Annotated in this window: 10 protein-coding genes and 1 riboswitch; of the genes, 3 read left to right on the top strand and 7 right to left on the bottom strand. The window is 52.9% G+C overall.

Going from position 1 to position 8,755, the window contains the following annotated elements; genetic code table 11:
- Positions 1 to 74: 74 nt before the first annotated feature.
- From hpt to Q3886_RS06285, 5 genes are all read right to left on the bottom strand, one after another.
- The gene (gene hpt, locus Q3886_RS06305; RefSeq protein ID WP_301860368.1) at positions 75 to 614 is read right to left on the bottom strand and encodes a hypoxanthine phosphoribosyltransferase; all 540 of its coding nucleotides are present in this window, start codon (positions 612 to 614) and stop codon (positions 75 to 77) included.
- Complete coding sequence (gene tilS / locus Q3886_RS06300; protein ID WP_301860367.1) at positions 599 to 1,642, bottom strand: tRNA lysidine(34) synthetase TilS; 1,044 nt, start codon at positions 1,640 to 1,642, stop codon at positions 599 to 601. The genes hpt and tilS overlap by 16 nt, the downstream gene beginning before the upstream one ends.
- A complete protein-coding gene (locus Q3886_RS06295) occupies positions 1,639 to 2,556 on the bottom strand; it encodes a Ppx/GppA family phosphatase (protein ID WP_301860366.1) in 918 nt (305 codons plus the stop codon). Before Q3886_RS06295 ends, tilS begins: the two co-directional genes overlap by 4 nt.
- Positions 2,557 to 2,637: 81 nt before the next feature.
- A complete protein-coding gene (locus Q3886_RS06290; protein WP_301860365.1) occupies positions 2,638 to 3,072 on the bottom strand; it encodes a S1 domain-containing RNA-binding protein in 435 nt (144 codons plus the stop codon).
- A 120-nt stretch (positions 3,073 to 3,192) separates the two neighbouring features.
- Positions 3,193 to 3,504, bottom strand: coding sequence for a septum formation initiator family protein (locus Q3886_RS06285; protein WP_301860364.1), 312 nt, complete (start codon positions 3,502 to 3,504; stop codon positions 3,193 to 3,195).
- Between the two features lie 175 nt (positions 3,505 to 3,679).
- Between Q3886_RS06285 and Q3886_RS06280 the strand changes: the two genes are divergently transcribed.
- Both Q3886_RS06280 and Q3886_RS06275 read left to right on the top strand, forming a co-directional pair.
- Positions 3,680 to 5,086, top strand: a complete 1,407-nt coding sequence (locus Q3886_RS06280) for an FAD-binding oxidoreductase (RefSeq protein ID WP_301860363.1) — start codon at positions 3,680 to 3,682, stop codon at positions 5,084 to 5,086.
- 46 nt (positions 5,087 to 5,132) lie between these two features.
- Positions 5,133 to 5,264, top strand: a riboswitch (FMN riboswitch).
- Between the two features lie 102 nt (positions 5,265 to 5,366).
- Positions 5,367 to 6,584, top strand: a complete 1,218-nt coding sequence (locus Q3886_RS06275) for a bifunctional 3,4-dihydroxy-2-butanone-4-phosphate synthase/GTP cyclohydrolase II (RefSeq protein ID WP_301860362.1) — start codon at positions 5,367 to 5,369, stop codon at positions 6,582 to 6,584.
- 119 nt (positions 6,585 to 6,703) lie between these two features.
- Here the strand turns inward: Q3886_RS06275 and Q3886_RS06270 are convergent, their stop codons facing one another.
- Complete coding sequence (locus Q3886_RS06270; RefSeq protein WP_301860361.1) at positions 6,704 to 7,384, bottom strand: Crp/Fnr family transcriptional regulator; 681 nt, start codon at positions 7,382 to 7,384, stop codon at positions 6,704 to 6,706.
- 97 nt (positions 7,385 to 7,481) lie between these two features.
- Between Q3886_RS06270 and Q3886_RS06265 the strand changes: the two genes are divergently transcribed.
- Entirely contained in the window at positions 7,482 to 8,195 is a 714-nt protein-coding gene (locus Q3886_RS06265; RefSeq protein ID WP_301860360.1) for an ATP-binding protein, read from the top strand.
- 108 nt (positions 8,196 to 8,303) lie between these two features.
- On the opposite strand, the gene Q3886_RS06260 is transcribed toward Q3886_RS06265, so the two are convergent.
- Positions 8,304 to 8,744, bottom strand: coding sequence for an Lrp/AsnC family transcriptional regulator (locus Q3886_RS06260; RefSeq protein ID WP_301860371.1), 441 nt, complete (start codon positions 8,742 to 8,744; stop codon positions 8,304 to 8,306).
- Between the last annotated feature and the right edge of the window lie 11 nt (positions 8,745 to 8,755).

Here is an 8,755-nt window from a genome sequence, read left to right as displayed (position 1 = left end):
ATACAATACTTATATTATCACACTTTTGTTCATGCAACAACAGCTTTATATAAAACAAAACGGCCCTTTTGATGCTATTTGCTGTATACTTCTTTTTTCAGTACGCCAATATAGGGCAAATTGCGGTATCGGCCGGCAAAATCCAGTCCATAGCCGACGACAAAGGCGTCGGGGATTTCAAAGCCGTTGTAATCGACAGGCACATCGACGCGGCGGCGGGCCGGCTTGCTGAGCAGCGTTGCCAGCCGTACCGAACGGGCGCCTCGTTCTTTCAAAAGAGGCATGAGACAGCTCAACGTGACGCCTGTATCAATAATATCTTCGACAATCAGAATGTCTGCCCCTTCAGGATCGCTGTCCATATCCTTGCGGATCGTAACGTTTCCGGAAGACGAGGCTGACGTGCCGTAGCTGGAGCAGCTCATGAAGTCAAACTGCACGGGCCCGTCAATGGCCCGGGCCAGGTCGGTGTAAAAGGTGACGGCTCCTTTCAGAATGCCGCACATCAGAATCGTTTTTCCTGCATAGTCATGCGTAATCTGCGCTCCCAGTTCCTGAACGCGTGCTGCAATGGCTTCTTCTGTCAGCAATATATGGTCTACATCTTGATGCATGTCGTATCCTCCTGAATCTGTTGGTTTCTGTGGTTGTGCCGACGCGGCGGCAGTGCGGCTCTGACAGCACACAGGGCCTGCCGCGTCGTATAGACCTGGACGGTGCCGGTCTGAAATTGTTTCCCTGCCCCTTTGGAGGCCAGGGCCCGCATGGTTTCGATATAATGAAAGGGTATATCCTGCTCTGTGCCGGTAACATCCCGGCACAGAAGGCGGAGAAGGCGGCGCTGTATGGCCAGAGGCTGCGCCAGCAGACCGCGCTTATCCAGCGCGGCACCGCCGTCGCAGGGCTGTTTCAGCGCATCGTACTGTTCCTGCGCACATTGCCGGATATAGGCATCATCAGCCCGCACAATGTCGGCCATACGGGTTAAATCGGCAACAATGCCGGGATTATACTGCTGCAGACAGGGCAGCAGTTCCAGCCGAATGCGGTTGCGCGCAAATACGGCAGAATAGTTGCTTTCATCACAGCACGGCGACAGGTTTCGGTCGCGGCCGTACTGTTCGATGTCCTGCCGGGTCAGACAGAGAAAGGGACGAATAATGTCCCCGTTTTTCGGCGCCATGCCCCCCAGGCCGGCCAGGCCGCTGCCCCGCAGCACATGAAGCAGTACTGTTTCGGCCTGATCATTCTGATGATGGGCGACGGCAATGGCTGAAGCGCCGTACTGGGCAGCAGCCTGACGAAGAAGGCGGTACCGTTCTTCCCGCCCTGCCGTTTCCAGAGAAATGTGCCGCGTTCTGGCCAGGGCCGGCACATCGGCATGAAAGCAGACGTACGCACACTGCCGCCGGGCTGCTTCACGGGCGACAATCCGTGCTTCGTCATCGGCAGCCTGGCGAATGCCGTGATGCACGTAACAGACGACCAGACGTATGCCGCAGTCAGTCCGGAGCCGGGCCAGTACATCCAGCAGGGCCAGCGAGTCCGGGCCGCCGGAGCAGGCGACGACGATCGTATCGCCCTGATGAAGCAGGGAATGGTCCTGGCAGTATGCAGCTACGACGCGGCACATATCCTTCATCGTTCTGCTGCGCGCCAGGCGGCGTCGTGAAAGGAATGGCGCAGAAATACGCCTTCCATCAGATCCCGTTCACTGATCTGCACGGCCTGCAGTCCATAGTGCTGCAGGAACGAGCGGGCAATGAGCAGGCCCGGAATGATGACGGCACTTCGTTTTGGCTGCAGTCCCGGTACGTGCAGCAGTTCGTCCGGCGTCATGTGCCGCAGAGCATGGATGCGCGCCGACAGCTGTTCCAGCGAAATAACCGTTCCATTGACGACAGACGGGTCATAGACGGTCAGCTCATGTTCCATGGCGGCCAGTGTAGTCAGTGTGCCGCCGACGCCGATCAGGACAGGCGGAACCTGCTCCATCGGGCGCCACAGGCGGGCACAGCGCTCTTCAATATCCTGCACGTCCTCGTCCGATATGGGCAGGGGCTTCATAAACCGCACAGCTCCCATGGGATAGCTGTGCGACCAGGAAACAGAACCGCCGCTGACGCCGACAGACACTTCACTGCTGCCGCCGCCAATATCGAGAACGGCAGCACCGCTTCCCAGGGGCAGCTGTGACGAGGCGCCGCAGAAGCTGAGCGCACCTTCTTCCATGCCGGAAATGCTCCGGCAGTGCCAGCCAAAGCGGGCCCGTATTTCTGCCAGAAAGGCCTGTCCGTCGACGGCTTCCCGGACGGCGCTGGTAGCAACAGCACAGACAGGAATACCGTCGAGCCGCTGTTTCCAGGCGGCCATGGCTTCCAGGGATGCGGCAATGCCTTCTGGCGATAAATGCCGTGTTTCACTGACACCGGCACCCAGGCGGGTCGTCGCCAGTTCTTTCGGCGACCAGTGCCACTGTGTTCCGTCATGCCAGCCCGTCATGAGCCGCAGGGAATGGGAGCCAATGTCGATTACTGCATAGGTACGGCTATTCATTGTATAGTCACCTCATTGAAAACAAAAAGAGCATTCCTGACCGGAATACTCTCTGCATATCCTATGTTTCATGCAACGGAATTAATCTGCATGGCGAGCGCCGCGGCCGCCCCGCTTCGATTCCGTGTTGCGTCGCAAATCCATCTGCCGTTCATCGCTTTCTTTCATGAATCGGCTGAGCCGGTCTTCAAAAGACAGGGATGTGGAAGAACGCCGGTTGGAGTCAAACCCAGTATGGGAACGGAATTCGCGTCGCGGGCGAAATTCCTTCTTTGCCGGTTCCGGCTGGGTCTGTTTGATAGACAGGCCGATTTTCCCCTTATCATCTACGGACAGTACTTTGACGCTGACCTTATCCTTCACCTTCAGAAAGTCGTTGACGTCTTTTACGTATTCATTCGCCACTTCTGAAATATGGACCAGACCTACTTTCTTGTCGGGAAGTTCTACAAATGCGCCAAATTTTGTAATCCCCGTAACGGTTCCTTCCAATACGCTGCCTATTTCGATTGTCATGCTACTTCATAATCCTCCTTATGTTCTTGCCTTGCTGATAACGCGTATAAACGTATTATACCTATAAATGAGAAAAAATTCAATCGAAATTAGCAGGAATTCTTTCTGGCCCATGGAATTTTATTTCCTCTTATACGGGATTTCCCCGGGCATAGCCAGTCCAAACCGTTCCCGTGCCAGTTTGGCCACTTCTTCCGGCTGGTTCAGCGTTTCTTTGCGGGCTTCCAGTGTCTGATTCTCGGTGAGCAGCTTTTCTTTCTGCTGCAGCGTCTGTTCCATGTCTTTGTGAATCTGCCACAACTCATAGACCCGGTTGCCCAGAAACAGGACGCCGAACAGGATAATGAGAATGAGCAGAAGCCTGTAGACTCCCGGGGAGGAACGCTGCTTTTTCCGTTTCCGCCGCCGCACAGGGCGCGTCATTTCCGTCATGACAAACTCCTTTCGTACATACGTTATCTTTCTGTTACTAGTAGTATACATGGAATCAGCACTAATATAAAGGGATTTTCTGTTTCTCCCTTTAAAAATCAGCAAAGCCACTATATAATAAAGAAGATATGCAATCATTGACTCTAACGCTGTAAAAACTAGGGAGGGTTTCCTGATGAAATACGAACCAATTACCGGCCCTGTGCTGGAAAAACTGAAAGAGGCTGTAGGTGCTAAAAATGTACTGACTGACAGCGATCTGCTGCAGCCCTATTCCCACGACGAAGTAACGGACCCGGCATACCATCATATGCCGGAAGCCGTCGTATTTGCCGAAACAGCTGACCAGGTTGCCGCCGTCATGCGCCTGGCCAATGAATATCACTTTCCCGTCGTCCCCCGCGGTGCCGGAACGGGTCTTGCCTGCGGCGCCGTGCCCATTTACGGCGGCATCGTCCTGTCCCTGGAAAAGATGAACCACATCGTTGAAATTAACGAAGAAAACCTGTACGCCGTCGTTGAACCAGGCGTCCGCACGTCAGATCTGCAGGAAGCAGCTGAAAAGAAGGGCCTGTTCTATGCCGGTGACCCCTGCAGCGGCGATTCCTGCTTTATTGGCGGCAACATTGCCACCAATGCCGGCGGCAACCGGGCCGTCAAATACGGGACGACACGGCATCAGGTATATGCCATTGAAGTCGTCAGCCCGACAGGAAAAATCGTCCATCTCGGCGCCCGCCTGCAGAAGCAGTCTACAGGGTACTGCCTGGATCAGCTGGTCATCGGCTCAGAAGGGACGCTGGGCATCATTACGCAGGCAACGGTCAAACTCCTGCCCAAGCCTAAGTACACCCTCGATCTGCTGGCTATTTACCAGGACCGGGAACAGGCTATCGGCACGGTAAACAAGCTCATTAAAGCCGGTATTATGCCGACGTGTGTCGAATTTATGGATAATATTACGATCAAATCGGTAGAATCCTATTTGAACGAAACCCTGCAGGGCAGCAGTGACGGCGGCAACTATCTCATTGTCGAAGTGGAAGGAACCAGTGAAGATGACCTGGATGACAAAGCCGTAACGCTGGACGAAATCTGCACGGAAAACGGAGCCTCTTCCGTTCTCGTCGCCGACCACAATAAGATCTGGCAGGCCCGCAAGGCCTTTGCTGAAGCAGTACGCGCCGAAAGCCTCATTGTCAGCAAGGAAGACGTCGTCGTCCCTGTCGATCAGGAACCGCTGCTGCTCGATGAAATCCTGCGGCTGGCCACGAAATACAATCTCATTACCCGCATTGCCAGCCATGCCGGCGACGGCAATATTCACCTCAATATTCTGAAAAATGAAGATGCTTCGTATGAAGACTGGATGCAGCGGATTCAGCAGAACCAGCAGGAGCTGTACGCCTTTATTTATGCCCATGGCGGACGGCTGTCCGGCGAACACGGCATTGGCAGCAAACGCAAGCATCTGATGGAAGAATTTACCAATCCTGATGAACTGGCCATGATGAAAGGCATTAAAATGGCCTGGGACCCCAATAATATTCTCAATCCGGGAAAAATTTTTGATGTGCCCTAAGCCTTGCCATATACATGCATTATGTGTATAATAAATAGCGTACATTTCTTATCTTCAGGGCAGGGTGCAATTCCCGACCGGCGGTATAGTCCGCGAACGCTACGGCGTAAGAGTCTCTGACTCGTGATTTGGTGCAATTCCAAAACCGACAGTACAGTCTGGATGGAAGAAGATACGAGAACTGCTGTCTTCTGGCAGCAGGCTATAGTATATTGTCATTAAAAGCCCTGATACCTGCCTTGTGCAGCATCAGGGCTTTCTATATTCAGGAGGGTTTACCATGACAAACGAAAAGAGAACATTTAATACTGTAGAAGAAGCCATTGAAGAACTGCGTTCTGGCCGCATCATTATCGTGACAGATGATCCGGACCGGGAAAATGAAGGAGACTTCATCTGCGCCGCCCAATACTGCACGACAGAAAACATGAATTTCATGGCCACCCACGGCAAGGGACTCATCTGTATGCCCATGAGCATTGAATATGCTAACAAGCTCAACTTGTCGCCTATGGTAAGCCATAACACGGACAATCACGAAACGGCCTTTACGGTCTCCATCGATCACGTCGACACGACGACCGGCATTTCCGCCGTCGAACGGGCCCTGACAGCCCGCAAATGCACGGAAGCCGCAGCCCGTCCGGAAGATTTCCGCCGTCCTGGCCACATGTTCCCCCTCATTGCCAAACGGGGCGGTGTTCTGACCCGCAATGGCCATACAGAAGCTACAGTCGATCTCATGCGCCTGGCCGGACTGACACAGGTTGGCCTGTGCTGCGAAATCATGGCCGATGACGGCACGATGATGCAGACGCCGCAGCTTTGGGACATTGCCGATAAATACGACCTCAAATTCATTACCATTCACGATCTGCAGAACTACTGCCGCCGTCATGACAAACACGTCATCCGCGAAGCCGTTGCCAAAATGCCGACGAAATTCGGCGAATTCCGCATTTACGGCTATATTAACGACCTGACAGGCGAACACCACGTCGCTCTGGTCAAAGGCGATATTGGCGACGGCAAAAATCTGCTCTGCCGGGTTCACTCCGAATGCCTGACTGGCGACGTCTTCGGCTCGCGCCGCTGCGACTGCGGCGAACAGCTGGCTGCTGCCATGACCCAGATTAACGCTGAAGGCCGCGGCGTTCTCCTGTACATGCGCCAGGAAGGCCGCGGCATTGGCCTGATTAACAAACTCAAGGCCTATGTGCTTCAGGAACAGGGCTATGACACAGTCGAAGCCAATGAAAAACTGGGCTTTGCGCCGGACCTGCGGGAATACTGGATTGGCGCACAGATTCTGCAAGACCTGGGAGCCAAGGAACTTCGTCTGCTGACGAACAACCCGGAAAAAATCTATGGTCTTGAAGGCTTTGGCGTAGAAATTGTCGAACGGGTCCCCATTGAAATGAAAGCACAGAAATTTGACGAATTCTACTTGGAAACGAAAAAGAACAAAATGGGACACATTCTCCCCCATTTACACTAAGCAGCAGCAAAAAAAGGATGCCGTAAGACAAGGCATCCTTTTTTATTACCAGCGTCTCTATACAAATATCAGGCTGCTGACGTCAGAACGTGAATACCGTTTTATCTGACAGGAAACGGTCAGGAACGATTGGACGACAGGGCATGGAGTACAAAGTGATTTTTCTCGTACTCCAGCAGTCCTTCTTTTTTCATGCGGCTCAGTTCTGCCGACATGGCGCTGCGGTCTACTGATAAATAGTCAGCCAGTTCCTGCCGGTTAAAGGGCAGCACAAAGGACGGGCTCCCCTGGCGGGCCGCTTCATCAGACAGATAAAACATCAGTTTTTGCCGGGTCGAGCGCTGCGACAAGTAACGAATCTTCTCTGTAAGCATGACGTTGCGCTCTGCCAGAATGGCCAGCAAATTCGCCGCTGCTTTTGCCTGAACTGATTCCGGAACAGTTCGGCCTGACAAGATACTGGCCACGTCAATGGCGATAAGTTCCACATCGTCTACGGCCAGGGCATCGACAGTAGACCGGCAGTGAGGCAGACAGGCAAAGGCTTCGGCAAACATGGCCCCTGACCGAACCTGGGCGAGAATGTTGCGGTTTCCCCAGTAATCTTCCTGTACAAGATGTACCGTACCGGACAGCACAACAGCCAGCTGCCGTATTTCCTGGCCGGCAAAAAATATAAATTCTCCTCTCCTGTACTGGCGGCGATGGGAGCGCAGGTCATTCCACAAGGCAGCAATTTCGTCCGGCGCCATTCCTGTACACAGCGGAGATTGGCATAATGCAGATACATACGTATTCATTTGATTCCTCTCGTGTTGTAAAAACAACGGACACAGGCAGTCCCAGCCTGTATACTATACTCACTACTAATCTATGTTCTGACAAGGAGGTCCCTGTATGATCCGACGAATTATTCACATTGATACCGATGCCTGCAATGGCTGCGGCGCCTGTGCAGCAGCCTGTCATGAAGGAGCCATTGCCATCGTAGAAGGAAAAGCCCGGCTCATGCGCGACGATTACTGCGACGGCCTGGGAGACTGTCTGCCCCATTGTCCGACTGACGCCATCAGTTTCATCGAAAAGGACACAGTCGCTTATGACGAAGAAGCAGTAAAAGCCAACATGAAAGCCCAGGGACGGGAATATAAAAAGCCGGTCTGTCCTGGCAGTCAGGCCCGCACGGTGACACCGTCTGCACCGACACAGTCCGCCTCATCGTGCCCGAAAAAAGGGCCGTCGCAGCTCCGTCAGTGGCCTGTACAAATTAAGTTGGTCCCTGTCAAAACGGAATACTTCGACGGAGCCCATCTGCTTATTGCTGCAGACTGCACAGCCTATGCATACGCTTCGTTTCATGAAGATTTCATGAAAAATGCCATTACGCTCATTGGCTGTCCCAAATTAGATGAAACAGACTATGCCGAAAAGCTGACAGAAATTATCAGACAAAATGCCATTGCCGATGTGACGGTCGTCCGCATGGAAGTACCCTGCTGCGGCGGCCTGGAGCTGGCAGCCCAAAAGGCCCTGGCGCAAAGCGGCAAACATCTTCCCTGGCAGGTTCATGTCCTTACCATTAACGGCCAGGTAAAAGAAGGCTCGTTTTAACTCAATATACCTATCTGGGCTAAACTCATTTCTTTGATAAATACAAAAAAGGGGGTTGCTGCAAATCCAACCAGCTGCAGCACCCCCCTTTTCGCACCTTACCAGACCTTACACATTCCATTCTTCCTTCAGCGTCGACAGGCACATAAACGTCTGTGACGACGTAACGGTCGGAATTTCATTCAGTTCATCCATAAGGAATTTTTCCAGGTCATCCGGCGTTTTAACCAATACTTTCAGAAGATAGTCAAAGGCGCCAACGACGTGATGGCACTCCAGAACCTGAGGGAACTGAACGATTTTTTCCCGGAATTCTTCTACATCGCCGGCCCGTTCCAGATTTACCATAACGAAGGCCGTCACATTATAGCCTGTTTTCCGGCGGCTAATCTTCGCACCGTACCCTTCAATGATGCCGGCATGTTCCATCTTGCGGATTCGTTCTGCTACAGCAGGAATGGACAATCCGACAACTTTGCTGATTTCCGTTGCCGAAGCTTTCCCGTTGCGTTTTAAAATTGTTAAAATCTTATCATCAATATGATCCATGTGCTGATACC

The sequence above is a fragment of the uncultured Megasphaera sp. genome (assembly GCF_958350005.1).
GTDB lineage: Bacteria > Bacillota > Negativicutes > Veillonellales > Megasphaeraceae > Megasphaera.
This window is presented reverse-complemented; position numbering and strand designations above follow the sequence as displayed.

Bases quoted from the DNA above. Each gene is read 5' to 3' on its own strand.
- Q3886_RS06295 (WP_301860366.1), bottom strand. From the start codon at position 2,556: ATGAATAGCCGTACCTATGCAGTAATCGACATTGGCTCCCATTCCCTG.
- Q3886_RS06275 (WP_301860362.1), top strand. From the start codon at position 5,367: ATGACAAACGAAAAGAGAACATTTAATACTGTAGAAGAAGCCATTGAA.
- Q3886_RS06285 (WP_301860364.1), bottom strand. From the start codon at position 3,504: ATGACGGAAATGACGCGCCCTGTGCGGCGGCGGAAACGGAAAAAGCAG.
- Q3886_RS06280 (WP_301860363.1), top strand. From the start codon at position 3,680: ATGAAATACGAACCAATTACCGGCCCTGTGCTGGAAAAACTGAAAGAG.
- Q3886_RS06265 (WP_301860360.1), top strand. From the start codon at position 7,482: ATGATCCGACGAATTATTCACATTGATACCGATGCCTGCAATGGCTGC.
- Q3886_RS06290 (WP_301860365.1), bottom strand. From the start codon at position 3,072: ATGACAATCGAAATAGGCAGCGTATTGGAAGGAACCGTTACGGGGATT.
- hpt (WP_301860368.1), bottom strand. From the start codon at position 614: ATGCATCAAGATGTAGACCATATATTGCTGACAGAAGAAGCCATTGCA.
- Q3886_RS06270 (WP_301860361.1), bottom strand. From the start codon at position 7,384: ATGAATACGTATGTATCTGCATTATGCCAATCTCCGCTGTGTACAGGA.
- Q3886_RS06260 (WP_301860371.1), bottom strand. From the start codon at position 8,744: ATGGATCATATTGATGATAAGATTTTAACAATTTTAAAACGCAACGGG.
- tilS (WP_301860367.1), bottom strand. From the start codon at position 1,642: ATGAAGGATATGTGCCGCGTCGTAGCTGCATACTGCCAGGACCATTCC.